Below are 15,317 nucleotides of genomic sequence, written 5' to 3'. Positions count from 1 at the left end.
TCCGCGCTGGCAGCGCGGAATCGTTATTGTTGTTTTGAGCCCTGCCGATCAATCTGACGTGTCACCTCGGGGCAGTGGCGTGTCGATTACAGCAGCTTGGACGGCCTGCAACAAACACGCTGAGGATGTGCCGCTGATGCTTTTTAACCGCACAGCCCAGCCGTGCGCCAGGCTAAAAAAGTATCAGCGCGCAGTGACAGCCGAGGTGGAGCAGGGCGATGCAATGGGCGTATGGTGCTTCGATGCGTGCGCCAACAACGAAAAAAAAGGGGCAGACCATGCCTGCGAGCCGAACCGCCTTATTCGAGCAGTTGCCTGCCGAGCTGGAAATCATCCTGCCGGCGCCCCAGCAGAGTTTTCGCTGGTACGAGCACGACTATCCCTATGCGCTCGCGCGCTGGAATCACCATCCCGAGTACGAGATTCATCTGATCCGCAAAGGCAGCGGCAGACTGGTGGCGGGCGATTACATTGGCGCGTTCGGTCCTGGCCATGTCGCGCTGATCGGTCCCGATCTGCCCCATGACTGGATGGGCGATCTGGCACCGGGGGAATACCTGCAAGGCCGGGACGTCGTGCTTCAGTTTGACGGCGCGACGTTGCTGGCACTGCGCGAGTCGATGCCTGAGCTGGGTGAATTGCAGGGATTGTTCGACCGCGCCCGTCGCGGGCTGGAATTTACCGGCGAGACCGCCCTGCGGGCCGCCGACCTGCTCGAGCGCATAGGCTCGGCGAGCGGGTTACAGCGCTTGCTGCTGTTTCTTGAGCTGCTCAATACGCTGAGCGGAGCGTCTGACAGAGAAGCCCGTACGTTGGCGAGTGCGTGTTATGCGCCGACACTGGATGCCAAAAGCGCCGAGCGTGTACACCGGGCGTTCGACTACCTGCAGCGGGAGCTCACGGGGGATATCAGGCTGTCAGTGATCGCCGAGCGGCTGCACATGAGCGAGCCGGGGTTTTCACGGTTCTTCAAGCGCGCCACAGGCCACGGGTTCATCGACCTGATGCGCAAGCTGCGCATTCAGAAAGCCTGTCGGCTGTTGCTGCAGACACAGATGTCCATTGCCGATGTCTGTTTTGAGGTGGGTTACATTAACCTGTCGAATTTCAATCGACATTTTCGCTACGAGATGAAGCAGACGCCATCGGATTACCGAAGAGCCACGGCGGCGGCTTTATTCAGCTTGAACACGTTCAAGGCGTCGTAGGCGATCTTTACCGTGTTGAGATGAACCCATGCCACGTCCAAACGATGGCTGGGCGCCGATAGGGCGGCAGCTGACGGTCAGTCAGCGCCGCCCCCCGGTGATCTCACACTCAGGCCAGTGCCTGACTCACGCCTGTTCGTCGTGCTCGGTCGCATCATCGTCGTGCTTGAGCGCCGGCTTCATGCCTGGCTGCGGCGCGTGCACGGCATCCGGCGCGACTTCTTCGCCGTGGTTCTTCTTCTCTTGCTGGACTTTTTTGTCGTGGGCGACGTTACGTGGATCGGTCATGGGAATTCCTTGATCTGGCAGATGATTCGAATGCCCGCCGACGCAACACGTTAGCCGTGAGTGTCGGGGCAAGGTTTGGAGTCAGTGCCGGCTTCAGCGTTCAGTGCATTTCAAACCGCGATCACTGAGCTGAAATACCTGACGCGAAATAGCTGATCAGCGGTGGCCGACCCACCATGACCCGGTAACCGCGCGCCGGAGAAGATTGTCAGCGCAAATGCCCGCGAACCGTCAACACGCCTGCTGCGCAAACGAAGAATGGCTGTAGCAGAACAGGCTGGAAGCCGGCTTCGGACGGCCATACAGATAGCCTTGGGCGTAATTGCATCCGCTGTCGGCCAGCCACGACGGCAGGTGAGGCAGGTGAAACTCCTCCACGCCTTCAGCCGTGACTTGCATTTTGAGGCTGCGCGCCATGCCCAGAATCGCTTCGACCATGGGCAGGTGATCGGTCTGCCCGGGCTCAAAGAACGACCGGTCTATTTTGATCTTGTCGATGGACAGGCGGGTCAGGTGATACAGGCTTGAATAACCAATGCCGAAGTCATCGAGCGCTACGGTAACGCCGTGGTCGTGCAATTTGCTCAGGTTCTGCCGCGCAACGTCCAGGTTGCCGACCAGGGCCTCCTCGGTGATTTCGACTTCGAAGCGATGAAACGCAAACTGCTCTTGCCTAAGCTGCTCCAGCAACTGATCGGGAAACAGCGCGTCGGTCACCATGCCGGCGCTGACGTTCATTGATAAGCGCAAGCGGTCATCCCAACGATTGGCCGCGCGACAGGCTTGCTTGATCAACGAGTGCGTCATGGCCGGGATCAACCCCAGGCGGTCAAGCACCGGAATGAAGTCGGAAGGTACGGCGGTGCTGCCGTCGGGCTTGAGCCAGCGCGCGAGAACTTCAAAGCCCACTACCTCTTGAGAAGGGAGCGCGACGATCGGTTGAAAGTACGGCACGATTTCGTCTGCTTCCACCGCCCGTCTCAGTGCCAGTTCCAGATCGGCCTGGGCCCGGCGCTGCTTTTCATATTGGCTGTCATAAAAGTTATAGGTTGAACGCCCGTCTTCCTTGCCCCGATACATTGCGGTGTCGGCACAGTGCAGCAATGCCGAAGCGTCCTGCGCGTCTGTCCACGACCGTGCAATGCCAATGGTGGCGCCCAACGCCGAAGGTTCGACGGCGCCGGACAATGGCGCGCCGAGCCGGGACACAGCCGCCTCGGCGATCTGGCACAGCTCGGACTGGTGTTTGAACGTGAGAAACAGCAGGCAGAACTCATCGCCGCCCAATCGCACCGCCACGCCGCCGTTATCGTCAGCGATGGCTTCGAGCCTGCGCGCGATTTCCACCAGCACAATGTCGCCGGCGGCGTGACCATGCTGATCGTTGACCGCCTTGAAGTGGTCCAGATCGATGAGCATGACCGCCGCGGGCCGTTTCAAACCGAGCTGATTTCGCACCATGTCCATGAAGATGCGACGGTTGATCAGCCCGCTCAGCGAGTCATAAGTGGCCAGGGTTTCAGTCTGGGCCTGTGCCTGTTTCAGCCTGAGGTAGCTGGACCGGGTATTGGCGATCAGGCGTCTGAGCAGAATGGTCGGGATGATCAGTGAAATCAGAGAAAACCCTGTGACGGTCAGGACGAATCGCCATCTTTCGGCATCCTCAAAGTCAGCGTCATAGGGCAGGGCGAGCCAATGCATCACCCAGGCTTCGAGCTCGAATTCCCACACAATGGAAAGTCCGACCAGTGTGGACAGCGTGATCAGCAGCAGTACTGGCAGGCGACAGGGGTTGCGGCGGTGCAGGTCATTCATGTCAGGCCTCACTGGGCCGGAAGGATAATCGTGATGTCAGACTGCCATCTTCTCACATAGGTTCATACCGTTGATCGCAGAGTTCCTGAATAGCTGATCAGCCGACAGACGCTCTGGGCCCCGATCTGTGCAGTAGCAGCAAGGAGGCGAGAACGCCTGCGAGCCCTACGCTTGCGAGCGCTAACCAGGTCTCGACTGGGCTTCGGTTCAATATGAGCCAGCTTCCCACGTAATAACCCCCGGTGCCGCTGAGTGCCCCTATCGCACTCATCAGGCCAAAGAACGTTCCCTGGCTGCCATCCGGTGCCAGCGATGCGGTCATGCTTTCAAGCGTGGGCAACAGGATGGTCTCGACAACGGTGTAGGCCACGATAAACAGCAGAAACCATTCGATGCCGCGCAGCATGGCGACACTGGCGAACGTGACTGCCGCTCCCAGATACGCCCAGGTTGTCAGTGATGCCGGATTCACTTTCGTCAGCCAGCGCTTCGCCAAAAGGATGAACGCCAGACCGACGACCCCGTTTACGACGTAAATGGCGGAAGCTGCATGGGGGCCGGCTAATTGCTCCGCGTACATCGGGAATGCGACGTAGAGCTGCGGGAACAGGAAAAACCATGGCAATGAAACAACGATCAATCGCCACAGCCCGCCGTCTGTAGTCGCAGTTTTCAGGCTTTTAAGGACGGGCTGCCTGCTCAACCTCACTGATGATCCATACGTTGACCGGCAGGCAACGGCGCTGAGACTGATGAACACTACTGCGCTGATGCCGAAGGCCACGCGGATGTCAGCCAGGCCGGCAAGCCCACCGATAATGGGCCCCACCGCCGCTCCGGCGTTCAACATCTGGTTGTTGGAAGCGAAGAGGCCCGAGTGGCATTCTCTGGGTTGCCGGCCGAACACCCCATAAACGCCACCCTCGTAGCAGGCGACACCGGAACCTGCGATCACCGCACAGCCAATCCATGCGCTCACTCCATCGAACGCGCTGAACCCGAGAAATCCCAAGCCCCTCAGCAGCAGGCCCAGGGTAATGACCCAGTGCGAGCCGAACCGATCAGCGATCGCGCCCGCGGCAAGTGGCAGCACTTGTGCGCAAAGCAGATTGGCGGACATCACCGACGCCAGTGCAGCTGCGCCGAACTGGAGGTTGGCTGACATGTACAGCGCCAACAGCGGTATCGTCATAAAATGGGAGGCGTTCATCAGCCCCTGCATCCACAGCAATCTGCGGATATCCGGGGGCCAGGACGGTTGTTCGGCTGGGTCTTCCTTGATCATATTGAGGACTCGTAACCATCAATGATAGTTTGATGGTTACTTACATCGACGGTCTTTGCAACAGGAGCGGGCATGCAGACTCAGAATCAAGCAGCACCGGGCGATCTCGAATGCGTTCGGCGCTTTATCAATACCTGGTCGATTCCCAACCAGACGCGTGTGGAGACGGACGAGCTGCCGCAGCTATGCCATAACGCCGGGCGATGGCGCGACGAGCTTTCGCTTCGTCCCCCGGCCGCCAGCGATACGCTGGACAGACTGCTGACGTTGCGCTCGGACCTGCGCAAGTCCTGCGAGGGTCTGGATGACGGGGGGCATTTGCTTAACGCCTGGTTCTCGCGCGTTGCTCTGTCAGTGCAGGTCAAGTCGGTGAAGGGCGTGCCCCGGATAGTGGTGATGCCGGCCGACGACAGCTGCAGCGCCCACCTATTGGCGGCGGTCGCCAATGCCCTTTCATCAGGGACATGGTCTCGACTCAAGACCTGTGGCGATTGCCGTTGGGCTTTCTATGACAACACTCGCAACGTCAGTAAACGCTGGTGTGGGATGACCAAGGGCGGCGCGGAGGGCAGGGCGTGCGGGACGATTGCCAAGGTCAGCGCCTTCAGAGCGCGCGCTGCAGCGAAAAAGAGCCCGGTAGCGGACAGAGGCTAGCGGCCAGCCTGGCCTGGATGAGAACGCTTGAACTGCAGGACCTGGCTCTTTCAGAGTGGGCAGACGATCGACCAACGCCTCGCAAAACATGACCGAATCATCGGCCGCATGCTTTAAGGTGTCCCTGAAGGCCGACCGATGAGGGTTGGCCCCAGACACGTCAAACCAACAAACAGGAGCCATCCATGACCGATTCTCTGTACGACATTCCCCTCAAGCAAATCGATGGCACGCCAGCCAATCTGGGCCAGTACAAGGGCAAAGTGCTGCTGGTGGTGAACGTGGCCTCCAAATGCGGGCTGACGCCGCAATACGAAGGGCTGGAAAGCCTTTACCAGGGCAAGAAGGACGCCGGACTTGAAGTGTTGGGCTTTCCGGCCAACAACTTCAAGGAGCAGGAGCCTGGCAGTGACAGCGACATTCAGTCCTTTTGCTCCACCACTTATGACGTGCACTTCCCGCTGTTCTCGAAGATCTCCGTCGCCGGCGACGACACCCATCCGCTCTACCGCGAACTGACCGCCGCCCAGCCCGCAGCCACCGGCGACGGACCGTTCCGTGAACGCCTCAAGGGCTACGGCATCGAAAGCGGCGCGGGCACCGACGTGCTGTGGAATTTCGAGAAATTCCTGATCGGGCGAGACGGCAAGGTGATTGGCCGCTTTGCGCCGGATGTGACCGCAGATGATCCACGGCTGACCGCGGCCATTGACGAAGCCCTTGCTGTTTGAAGCATGAATCGTCCGCTGTTCGTTTCGCTGGATGGGCCAAAGGGTGTCGGTAAAACCACTCTGCTGGAAGCCATCACCCAATCACTGAGGGCTGATAAGCACAAAGTGATCCGGCTGAGCGAAAGCAAAAGTGACCCTCACCGGCGTGAAACCATGGCCCTGGTTAACCAACTGGTCAGAGGGCCGGACCGGGATCTGGAGTGGGAGGTGTGCAAGCGTCTGGCCGCCAGCCGTGGCTGGATTTCACGGCACGTGCTGACCAGGCAGCCACCTGACAGCATCATCCTGATCGACCGCTGGTACCCGTCCGATGCCGCGTTTCGCCGGACCGTGCCGTTTGCGGACATCCTGCAGTTGAACATCGACCAGGTGGTGCAGGTGCCGGATTTGCACGTCGGGGTCGTGACGGCGGCCGAGGTTTCATGGGCGAGGGCAGCCGCACGACGGCGTGGGTTGAGCAGCACGGTGATTCACAGGCTGGAGGAGCACGCGGCTTGCACTGAGGCGTTTGAGCGGGCGGTCTCTGATAACGGCTGGGTTTTGTGTCGAAACGAAGGGCGGATCGAAGACGCGACGATGCAGGTGGTCGCCGAGATACGTGAGGTGCTGTGATTTGCTTTGCCGTGGAAGGAACCGGGCTAAATGCCTCACATACGGCACGTTCCGGGCCTGTAAACGCAGTTCGGGACCGAAGGAGAAAATCCCCTCCGGTCCCGATCGCCTGTCAACGCGTGACGTCGACCTATTACCCGGCAGCGTTATGCCGAAGGCTTGAGCACCACTTTGGTCCAGCCGTCGTCGCGCTGATCAAAGTGCTTGTAGGCGTCCGGACCTTCGGACAGCTTCAGGCTATGGGAGATGATCTGCGACGGCTTGGCACGGTCGTGGTGAATCAGCTCGGCGAGGCGACGGTTGTACGCCTTGACGTTGGCCTGGCCGGTACGGATCTGCTGACCCTTGAACCAGAAGGAGCCGAAGTCGAAGGCCATTTTGCCTTCCTTCGCCAGATCGCTCGCAGCGTTCGGGTCCTGCGGCACGAAGACACCCACGACACCGATACCGCCGGTGGGCTTGGTGGAGGCCACCAGGTTGTTCATGGTTTCGTGATTGGCTTCATGGCCGTGCTTGTCGCAGCACTGATAACCCACGCATTCGCAGCCACGGTCCGTGCCTTTGCCGTTGGTCAGGTTCATGATCTGCTCAACCGCCTGGGTCTGTGCCGTGTTGATCGGCGTGGCGCCCAGTTTGGCTGCCAGGGCCAGACGGTCTGGGTGGTTGTCGACCACAAAGACTTGTGAGGCACCTTTGATCATCGCGGCATGGGCCGCCATCAGGCCGACCGGGCCTGCGCCGTAAATGGCGATGCTTTCACCTGGCAACAGGCCGGACAATTCGGTCGCGTGCCAGCCGGTAGGCAGGATGTCCGACAGCATGACGTAATCGTCTTCTTTCTCCTTGGCATCTTCAGGCAGCACCAGGCAGTTGAAGTCGCCATACGGCACGCGCAGCAGTTCGGCCTGGCCGCCCTCGTAAGGCCCCATCTCGGCAAAACCATACGCGCCGCCAGCACTGCCGGGGTTAACGGTCAGGCAGTAGCCGGTGAGACCACGCTCGCAGTTTTCGCAGAAACCACAGCCGATGTTGAACGGCAGGCAGACCATATCGCCCACTTTCACGCGATCGACCGCGGCGCCCACTTCGATGACTTCACCCAGGTTCTCGTGACCCAGAATCCGGCCCGTCTCGAAGCTGGTGCGGCCTTCGTACATGTGCAGGTCGGAACCGCAGATATTGGTCGTGGTAATGCGGACCAGGACATCGGTCGCTTTTTCGATTTTGGCATCGGGAACGTTCTGAACGCTGACGTCGTAAGGACCGTTGTAAATAATGGCTTTCATGGGTTCTCCAGAAGAATGAGGTGCAGATACGGACATATATGCGCCAGATTTAGTACGACCGTGCCGGCCTGTCGTTCAAAGAGATTGGCCGGGAGTGACGAACGGTAAATGCTGGCAAAAGGCTCTGGAACGAGGCTTGTGGCCTTTAACGGGTCGTCTGGAGTACGCCGTTCTGCCGGGCGGCGTGGGTGGCCAAGGCATCCATCAAGGCTGGAGACAGGCAGTCGTAGGGCGGCAGGCCGATTTCGTTCAAGCGCGCCCGGATGCCTTCCATCTCGGTTGGCGGAGTGCCCGTTTCGATGACTGATGAGACGAAGGCAGCGAAGCCGGGAGCAGCCCAACCGGTCTGAGGCGACAGCTCGGTGTGCACGAAGTCCAGACCGTGGAACGCATGGCCTGTGTTTTCGATACGGCCATACAGGTGCGCGCCGCATGCCTTGCAGGCGTGACGCTGAATGGTCGCGCTTCCATCGACGATCCCCAGTTTTTCCGCGTTGGCGGTGACGGTCACCGCATCGCGTGGAACGACAGCGATGACGGCAAACCTGGCGCCTGAGGGTTTCCAGCACTTGCTGCAGCCACAGGCGTGGTTGTGCAGGGTTTGAGCGTCAATCTTGACCTCTACCTTACCGGTCGCGCACAAGCACTGCAGGGTCCCGCCAGTAAAGTCGGCGGCGGCTGGCTGGATACCGTTATCCAGCGAAGGGTGCAGTTTTACGTTGCTCACTGTGTATCTCCAAAGTTGCCAAAGGGTGCTAGGAAAAGCTTCCCGGGCTGGAGCCCCGGGCGCCTTGTCAGTATTTGATAACCGTGCGAATCGACTTGCCTTCGTGCATCAGGTCGAACGCTTCGTTGATGCGTTCCAGCGGCAGGGTGTGGGTCACGAACGGGGCGAGTTCGATTTCGCCTTTCATCGAGTCTTCAACCATCTTCGGCAGCTGGCTACGGCCTTTTACGCCGCCGAATGCCGAGCCTTTCCAGGTACGACCGGTGACCAGCTGGAAGGGACGGGTGGAGATTTCCTGACCGGCACCGGCAACGCCGATGACAATCGACTGGCCCCAACCGCGGTGGGCGCACTCAAGGGCTGCGCGCATCACATGAACGTTACCGATGCACTCGAAGGAGTGATCCACGCCCCAGCCGGTCATCTCGATGATCACGTGCTGGATAGGCTGCTCGTGATCCTTTGGGTTCACGCAATCGGTGGCGCCGAACGAGCGGGCCAATTCGAATTTCGATGGGTTGGTGTCAATGGCGATGATACGACTGGCTTTTGCCTGACGCGCACCCTGAATGGCTGCCAGCCCGATGCCGCCCAGACCGAAGATGGCAACGGTGTCACCGGGCTGGACTTTGGCGGTGTTGTGCACCGCGCCAATGCCGGTGGTTACGCCACAACCCAGCAGGCAGACGTGTTCAGGGTTGGCGTCCGGGTGGATCTTGGCGACCGAGACTTCGGCAACCACCGTGTATTCGCTGAACGTCGAGCAACCCATGTAGTGATACAGCGGCTGACCGTTATAAAAGAAGCGCGAGGTGCCGTCTGGCATCACGCCTTTACCCTGGGTCGCGCGCACGGCGGTACACAGGTTGGTTTTGCCGGACTTGCAGAACAGGCACTCGCCACATTCGGCGGTGTACAGGGGGATGACGTGGTCGCCCGGCTGGAGGCTGGTGACGCCTTCGCCGACTTCAACCACGATGCCTGCGCCTTCGTGGCCCAGGACCACGGGGAACAGACCTTCCGGGTCATCGCCGGACAGGGTGAACGCGTCGGTGTGGCAAACGCCGGTGTCGGTAATCTTGATCAGCACTTCACCCTTGCGAGGTGGCGCGACATCGATTTCAACAACCTGAAGCGGTTTGCCCGCTTCGAATGCAACGGCTGCACGAGATTTCACAGAAATTTCTCCAGATGATGATGGATGGACCCGCGGTAAGAACGGGCCCGCATTCGGCCCCTCTAGTGACCGTCCTCTATGCTTTGGACGGTTTGGCAGAAAGCGCGCCCTCTCCCAGCAGCGCAACAACGAGGGCCGTCACCGACAGGTAGATCGGGTATTCCCAGCCGCCGTTTGCGTTGGTAAAGCTCCAGCCGTTGCCGAAATGCACAGTCGCTGCGACAAACAGCTGGACCACGGCGAGTGCAGCGATCCAGCGGGTATAAACGCCCAGAACCAGCATCACACCGCCGATCACTTCGAAAGCCATTACGGGATAGGCGAGAACGCCTGGAAAACCGATGGATTCGAAGAAGCCAGCCGTACCCGCCGGAGTGAATACCAGCACTTTGGTGAGCCCGTGGGCGATGAACATGAGTCCTAACGCCACGCGCATAATCAGCGCTGCGTAGGGGGCGGTGCGTGAATCAATCATGGTGAGTTCGCCTTGTTGCAATGAGTAGGTTTCAGTTGGAAAGTGAAAGTGTCGTTGTCAGCCATCGAGAAAAATCCGCCAGCTCCTGCGGGACGATCTCATGGGCCATGTCGTAGAAGTGGGTCTGGTGCTCGACGCCGATTCGGCTCAGCCATGCATCAGCCTCGTGTGCCCAGTCAATGGGCAGGACGGTGTCGTGATGCCCGTGGGCGATGAAGGCCGAGACGTTCTTCAGCCGCTCCTGCCCGGCGATCAGCGGTTCGATTTCCCGCAGCATCCGCCCGCTCAGCAGCGCGAACCCTGCAACCCGTTCCGGCTGGGTAACCCCAACGCTGGCACTCATGATTCCACCCTGACTGAAACCGGCAATCACGGTGGGCAGCGGTGGCAGCGCCTCGATGAACTGGATCAACAGCTCTCGGCTCGCTTCGGCCTGTTGCTGGTTGAACGACGGACCGTTGCTGGTGAAGTTGACCTGGTACCACGCAAATCCCTGGTGGCCTACCTGCAAAGGTCCGCGTAACAACAGGATTTCGATGTCATCCGGAAGCGAAGTCGCCAGACTGGCCAGATTGGCTTCGTTCGAGCCCACTCCATGCAGCAGCAACAAACGCCCTTTCGGGGTTGAGTGGGTGCAGGCTTTGCGGAAGAAAATACCCGACTCAGGCTCGCGTGCCGGATCTGAAAAATTGAGGGTCTGCATCATGTCAAGCCACGCCTTTTACGGGTTGAACGGAGGTGAACGGCGCTTCATGGGCGAAGGGAACAGCGGGTGAAGTGAACAGGTAGCTGTCCATCGCCAGTACCCCGTGGGTGATGCCTCCTTCCAGCACCTGTGTCTGGTAATTTTCACCCGCTGCGCCGAGCGCAATAAACAGCGGCAAGAAATGCTCATCGGTCGGGTGCGCTCGCTCGGCCGAGGGCGCGTAGCGCTTGTAGTCCAGCAACTGATCAATGTTTGCGGAGTGCAAGGTCTCGGCGGTCCAGGCTGCAAACTGTTTGACGTAGTCGGCGCCGTGGCTTGTCGAACCACGAAATTCATACAGGTTATGGGTCAGGCTTCCCGAGGCCACGATCAGCACATTCATCTCGCGCAGCGGCTTGAGTGCTAGGCCCAGTTCCCACGCGCTGCGCGTATCGAGGATTGCCGGCATGGAGACCTGAACCACCGGTATGCCTGCATCGGGTGCCAGATAACGCAGCGGTACCCATGCTCCGTGATCAAGACCACGGACCGGGTCCAGCCGCGAGTCCCAGCCCGCGGTCTGCAGCAGCTCCACGATATGGCTTGCCAATTCCGGCGCGCCCGGTGCCGGGTAGGAGAGCTCATACAGCGCGTCAGGGAAGCCGCCAAAGTCGTGAATGGTCTTTGGGTACATGCTTGCGGTCACGCTGACGTGGTCGCGGGTGATCCAGTGCGGAGACAGGATCACGATGGCGTCAGGCTGCGGCAATTGGCGACCCAGTGCGGCCAGTTTTTCACCTGCCAGACCGGGCTCGATGGCGAAAGACGGAGCGCCATGTGACACGAAGAGCAGGGGGAATGAAGTGTTCATGACGACTCCTGTTGGGCGGCCCGGGGGTTACTTGCTCAGCCAGACCGGGGCGACGGTCGTGCCCAGACCTGCGCCGTAACCGAGGTAGATGTTGAAACCTGCCAGCGGCTCCAGATAACGCGCGTTGACCAGCCCTCCCGCATCCACGGTGTTCCAGCCCAGGCTGCGAGACAGTGCCACAGCGGTCTGCTTGGCGCGCTCGCTGTCACTGGCGACAAACACACTGCCTGTCTGGTCGTTGGCGAACGTCGGGCCGTCGGCCAGTACCTGAGCAAACAGGGTGTTGAACGCTTTGACGATCAGGGCATGCGGCACAGCCTTGGCGATTTCCTCCGAAGCACTGGTGACGTGCCCAAGGGTCAACGACATGTAGTCGGCACTCAGCGGGTTCGTGATATCGATGACCACTTTGCCAGTCAGATCGCCGAGGCTTTGCAGCGCTTCAACCGCATCGTCATAAGCGGTGGCGATGACGACCACGTCGCTGTCACCCAAGGCTTCGGATACCACATAGGCGCTGACATTTGCGTACTGGTCAGCCAGCGCCTGAGCCTTGTCGATTTTGCGACCGGTAATGCGAACGGTGTGGCCTGCGGCTGAAAGCTGTTTCGCAAAGGCGGAGCCCATGTTGCCGGTACCCATTACAGTAATTTTCATCACGACCTCTTCTGGCGTTGAGTTGAATTGCGTTTCGATGAGCTCAGTCTTATGGATTGCCATACTGAGATAAACCCGGCTAAATGTGATGAATAGTTCCACCAGATGAGACAATCATGGATCGTGCCTTGGAAATGCAGGTCTTCTGCGCCGTTGTCGATAAAGGCAGTTTTGTGGGCGCGGCCGAGCCGCTAAACATGTCGAAAGCGGCGATTTCGCGGTACGTGAGTGGACTGGAAGAGCGGTTGGGTGCGCGGCTGTTGCATCGCACCACGCGCCGGCTGGCATTAACCGACGAGGGGCGTCAGTTTTACCATCAGGCCCGGGAGGTGCTGGCGATGATGGACGAGGCCGAGAAAGCCGTATCGTCTGCTTCGCCAGAGGCCAGCGGAGTCCTTCGCGTCAACGCACCCGTCAGCTTCGGCGTGCTGCATCTGGCCCCGGTCTGGGCTGACTTCATGAACGCCCACCCCAAGGTCGAGTTGGAGATCAGTCTGAGCGACCGACTGGTGGACTTGGTTGATGAGGGAATTGATGCCGCCATACGCATTGCCCGCATGGAGAACTCCTCGCTGGTGGGGCGACGCCTTGCCAGCACACGCATGTGCCTTTGCGCATCGCCTGCGTATCTCGCCAGCCATCCGCCCCTCCGCGAGCTGGCGGATGTCGAGCAGCATGGGGTGGTCGCCTACAGCAACTTTGCCAGCGGCAATGAATGGCATTTCGAAGGGCCGCAAGGCCACGAGAGCGTGAACACCCGGGCGGTGGTTCGGTGCAATAACGGCGATACCTGCCGGGCCATTACCCTGGCGGGCGGCGGCATTTCCCTGCAGCCCAGCTTCATGGTGGCGCAGGATCTGCGCCGCGGTGATCTGGTCGAAATTCTTCCCGATTACCGCTCGATCGAACTGGGCATCTACGTGGTTTACCCCACCCGTAAACATCTGCCTGCGAAGGTGAGGGCACTGGTCAAATTCCTGATGGAGCGATTTGCCCATCCGGTTTGGGAGCAGTGATCGGCCGTGGACGAAAAACATGATTGCGTCTATGCAAGCCGTGGCAGCTCCAATAGGGTGAGTTCAGTCCTACCCCCCAACCCAATGTGACGGAGTGGAAATGAACATTCAGTTGAACAGCAAACGCGCACTGGTCACCGCTTCGACCGGTGGCATTGGCTTCGCGATCGCCAAAGGTCTGGCCGAGGCGGGTGCCGAGGTGGTCATCAATGGCCGGAGTGAAGGCTCGGTCAGGGAAGCAATCGCCCGACTGGAGAGCGCTGTGCCGGGTGCCACCATTACCGGTGTGGCCGCAGATCTGAGCGATGCCAGTGGTGTTGAAACCCTGCTGCAGGGTGCCGGTCGTATCGACGTGCTGGTCAACAACGCTGGGATCTATGGCCCCCAGGATTTCTTCGAAACGGAAGATGAGGTCTGGGACAGCTACTGGCAGACCAACGTCATGTCAGGGGTACGCCTGAGCCGCGCACTGCTCCCGGCAATGGTGGCCGGGAAATGGGGCAGGGTGGTGTTCGTGGCGTCTGAGTCTGCGCGCAACATCCCGGCCGACATGATTCACTACGGCGTGTCGAAGACGGCCCAGCTGGCATTGGCCAGGGGCCTGGCGAAGCGCGTCGCGGGCAGCGGCGTGACCGTCAACAGCGTTCTGCCGGGGCCGACCTTGTCCGATGGCGTGGCTGCCATGATGCAAAGTGAAGTGGAGCGCACGGGCAAATCCCTGGAGGAAGTGACCCGGGCATTTGTGGCCGAGCATCGTCCCAGCTCGATCATTCAGCGTGCAGCCACCGTCGAAGAAGTCGCCAACATGATCGTCTACGTGTGCTCGCCCCAGGCCTCCGCCACCACGGGTGCAGCGCTGCGGGTCGACGGCGGTGTGGTCGACGACATCCTTTGAGCTGCGCGGGCGATATCGACAGAGGTTGCAAGGACTGACTCACATCGTTGGCTGTCGATGGTCGACAGCCAGCGGTGATTCCGCTCCTGAGTCCGACTGAGTGGGCGCCATGCCAGGCCAGCCTTTCCGGCGAGAGCGGCTCTGGACAGTAGCGTGTGGATCTACTCAGAGTAGCGCGCTGCCCCCCTTCAACTTCCCCACCCAGGCCGTAAAATGAGCGGCCACGTCAATCGCGCCACTGTGCTCGCGGCGCTCCATTTGTCGGACTCAATCTTCATGAAACTCTTCGTCTACGATCATTGCCCGTTCTGCGTGAAGGCGCGCACGATTTTCGGCTTGAAAGGCATCGCCTTTGACCTCGTCATCCTCCTGAATGATGACGAAGCCACTCCCGTCAGCATGATTGGCAAGAAAATGACGCCCATCCTCAATGATGGCGAGCGCTGCATTGCCGAGAGCATGGACATCGTCGCGCATATCGACGGCCTGCCGGGCGCGAAAATGATCACCGGCCCAGACAACCCGTCAGTGGCGCAGTGGATCAGCGAGGCGTGCGGTCCGCTTTTCTCGCTGGCGCTTCCACGGTGGGCAGCGTCAGATTTCAAAGAGTTCTCTACGCCGGCTGCGCGCGCCTATTTCACACGCAACAAAGAGCGCATGCTCGGCAATTTCGAGGAGCACATGGCGGCCACCCCGGACTATGTCACCACGCTGAACCGTCATCTATTGGCGCTTGGCCCGCTGATCAAGTCGCCCGAGGCAGTGAACGGTGAGCTGTCGGAGGATGACATCCACTTGTTCGCAACCCTGCGCAGTCTGTCGATCGTGCGGGGGATCGAGTACCCGCCCGCCGTTGATGCCTACCGGATACGGATGGCGCAACGTGCCGGCGTCGACCTTCATGACGCGATAGCGATTTAGGGCAGGTCCCCGCG

At 60.0% G+C, this 15,317-nt stretch carries 17 protein-coding genes; 7 read left to right on the top strand and 10 right to left on the bottom strand.

Going from position 1 to position 15,317, the window contains the following annotated elements; all coding sequences use genetic code 11:
* Positions 1-278: 278 nt before the first annotated feature.
* Complete coding sequence (locus tag QWI18_RS01365; protein ID WP_192131543.1) at positions 279-1,208, top strand: AraC family transcriptional regulator; 930 nt, start codon at positions 279-281, stop codon at positions 1,206-1,208.
* A gap of 126 nt (positions 1,209-1,334) precedes the next feature.
* Here the strand turns inward: QWI18_RS01365 and QWI18_RS01360 are convergent, their stop codons facing one another.
* From QWI18_RS01360 to QWI18_RS01350, 3 genes are all read right to left on the bottom strand, one after another.
* On the bottom strand, positions 1,335-1,496 hold the full coding sequence (locus tag QWI18_RS01360; protein ID WP_141695236.1) for a hypothetical protein: 162 nt from the start codon (positions 1,494-1,496) through the stop codon (positions 1,335-1,337).
* Between the two features lie 231 nt (positions 1,497-1,727).
* Positions 1,728-3,311, bottom strand: a complete 1,584-nt coding sequence (locus QWI18_RS01355) for a putative bifunctional diguanylate cyclase/phosphodiesterase (RefSeq protein WP_369317984.1) — start codon at positions 3,309-3,311, stop codon at positions 1,728-1,730.
* Between the two features lie 97 nt (positions 3,312-3,408).
* Positions 3,409-4,596, bottom strand: a complete 1,188-nt coding sequence (locus QWI18_RS01350) for an MFS transporter (protein ID WP_369317983.1) — start codon at positions 4,594-4,596, stop codon at positions 3,409-3,411.
* 72 nt (positions 4,597-4,668) lie between these two features.
* On the opposite strand from QWI18_RS01350, the gene QWI18_RS01345 reads away from it, so the two are divergent.
* The 3 genes from QWI18_RS01345 to QWI18_RS01335 all read left to right on the top strand — a co-directional run bounded on the left by QWI18_RS01345 (position 4,669) and on the right by QWI18_RS01335 (position 6,593).
* Positions 4,669-5,250, top strand: a complete 582-nt coding sequence (locus tag QWI18_RS01345) for a CGNR zinc finger domain-containing protein (protein ID WP_369317982.1) — start codon at positions 4,669-4,671, stop codon at positions 5,248-5,250.
* Positions 5,251-5,435: 185 nt separating this feature from the next.
* Positions 5,436-5,981 carry a glutathione peroxidase gene (locus QWI18_RS01340; protein WP_192131551.1) on the top strand — a complete coding sequence of 182 codons (546 nt, stop codon included), beginning with the start codon at positions 5,436-5,438 and terminating at the stop codon, positions 5,979-5,981.
* A gap of 3 nt (positions 5,982-5,984) precedes the next feature.
* Positions 5,985-6,593 (top strand): dTMP kinase, encoded by a 609-nt coding sequence (locus QWI18_RS01335; protein WP_369317981.1) that lies wholly within the window; start codon positions 5,985-5,987, stop codon positions 6,591-6,593.
* Between the two features lie 146 nt (positions 6,594-6,739).
* Here QWI18_RS01335 and QWI18_RS01330 read toward each other — a convergent pair whose 3' ends face one another.
* The 7 genes from QWI18_RS01330 to QWI18_RS01300 form a co-directional block, all read right to left on the bottom strand.
* The gene (locus QWI18_RS01330; RefSeq protein WP_192174678.1) at positions 6,740-7,879 is read right to left on the bottom strand and encodes a glutathione-independent formaldehyde dehydrogenase; all 1,140 of its coding nucleotides are present in this window, start codon (positions 7,877-7,879) and stop codon (positions 6,740-6,742) included.
* A 145-nt stretch (positions 7,880-8,024) separates the two neighbouring features.
* On the bottom strand, positions 8,025-8,606 hold the full coding sequence (gene gfa, locus QWI18_RS01325; protein WP_369317980.1) for an S-(hydroxymethyl)glutathione synthase: 582 nt from the start codon (positions 8,604-8,606) through the stop codon (positions 8,025-8,027).
* Positions 8,607-8,673: 67 nt separating this feature from the next.
* Positions 8,674-9,783 (bottom strand): S-(hydroxymethyl)glutathione dehydrogenase/class III alcohol dehydrogenase, encoded by a 1,110-nt coding sequence (locus tag QWI18_RS01320; protein WP_369317979.1) that lies wholly within the window; start codon positions 9,781-9,783, stop codon positions 8,674-8,676.
* Positions 9,784-9,859: 76 nt separating this feature from the next.
* A complete protein-coding gene (locus QWI18_RS01315; protein WP_369317978.1) occupies positions 9,860-10,258 on the bottom strand; it encodes a DoxX family protein in 399 nt (132 codons plus the stop codon).
* Positions 10,259-10,289: 31 nt separating this feature from the next.
* Positions 10,290-10,961, bottom strand: a complete 672-nt coding sequence (locus QWI18_RS01310; RefSeq protein WP_296309933.1) for an alpha/beta hydrolase — start codon at positions 10,959-10,961, stop codon at positions 10,290-10,292.
* A gap of 4 nt (positions 10,962-10,965) precedes the next feature.
* On the bottom strand, positions 10,966-11,814 hold the full coding sequence (locus QWI18_RS01305; protein ID WP_369317977.1) for a class III extradiol ring-cleavage dioxygenase: 849 nt from the start codon (positions 11,812-11,814) through the stop codon (positions 10,966-10,968).
* A gap of 27 nt (positions 11,815-11,841) precedes the next feature.
* Positions 11,842-12,471 (bottom strand): NADPH-dependent F420 reductase, encoded by a 630-nt coding sequence (locus QWI18_RS01300; RefSeq protein ID WP_369317976.1) that lies wholly within the window; start codon positions 12,469-12,471, stop codon positions 11,842-11,844.
* 116 nt (positions 12,472-12,587) lie between these two features.
* Between QWI18_RS01300 and QWI18_RS01295 the strand changes: the two genes are divergently transcribed.
* The 3 genes from QWI18_RS01295 to grxB all read left to right on the top strand — a co-directional run bounded on the left by QWI18_RS01295 (position 12,588) and on the right by grxB (position 15,303).
* A complete protein-coding gene (locus tag QWI18_RS01295) occupies positions 12,588-13,487 on the top strand; it encodes a LysR family transcriptional regulator (RefSeq protein ID WP_296309925.1) in 900 nt (299 codons plus the stop codon).
* Positions 13,488-13,587: 100 nt separating this feature from the next.
* On the top strand, positions 13,588-14,382 hold the full coding sequence (locus QWI18_RS01290) for an SDR family NAD(P)-dependent oxidoreductase (protein WP_369317975.1): 795 nt from the start codon (positions 13,588-13,590) through the stop codon (positions 14,380-14,382).
* Positions 14,383-14,595: 213 nt separating this feature from the next.
* Positions 14,596-15,303 carry a glutaredoxin 2 gene (gene grxB / locus QWI18_RS01285; protein ID WP_369317974.1) on the top strand — a complete coding sequence of 236 codons (708 nt, stop codon included), beginning with the start codon at positions 14,596-14,598 and terminating at the stop codon, positions 15,301-15,303.
* Positions 15,304-15,317 lie beyond the last annotated feature (14 nt).

Origin of the sequence: Pseudomonas sp. W2Oct36, from assembly GCF_041060465.1 — a bacterium.
Lineage (GTDB): Bacteria > Pseudomonadota > Gammaproteobacteria > Pseudomonadales > Pseudomonadaceae > Aquipseudomonas > Aquipseudomonas graminis_B.
This window is presented reverse-complemented; position numbering and strand designations above follow the sequence as displayed.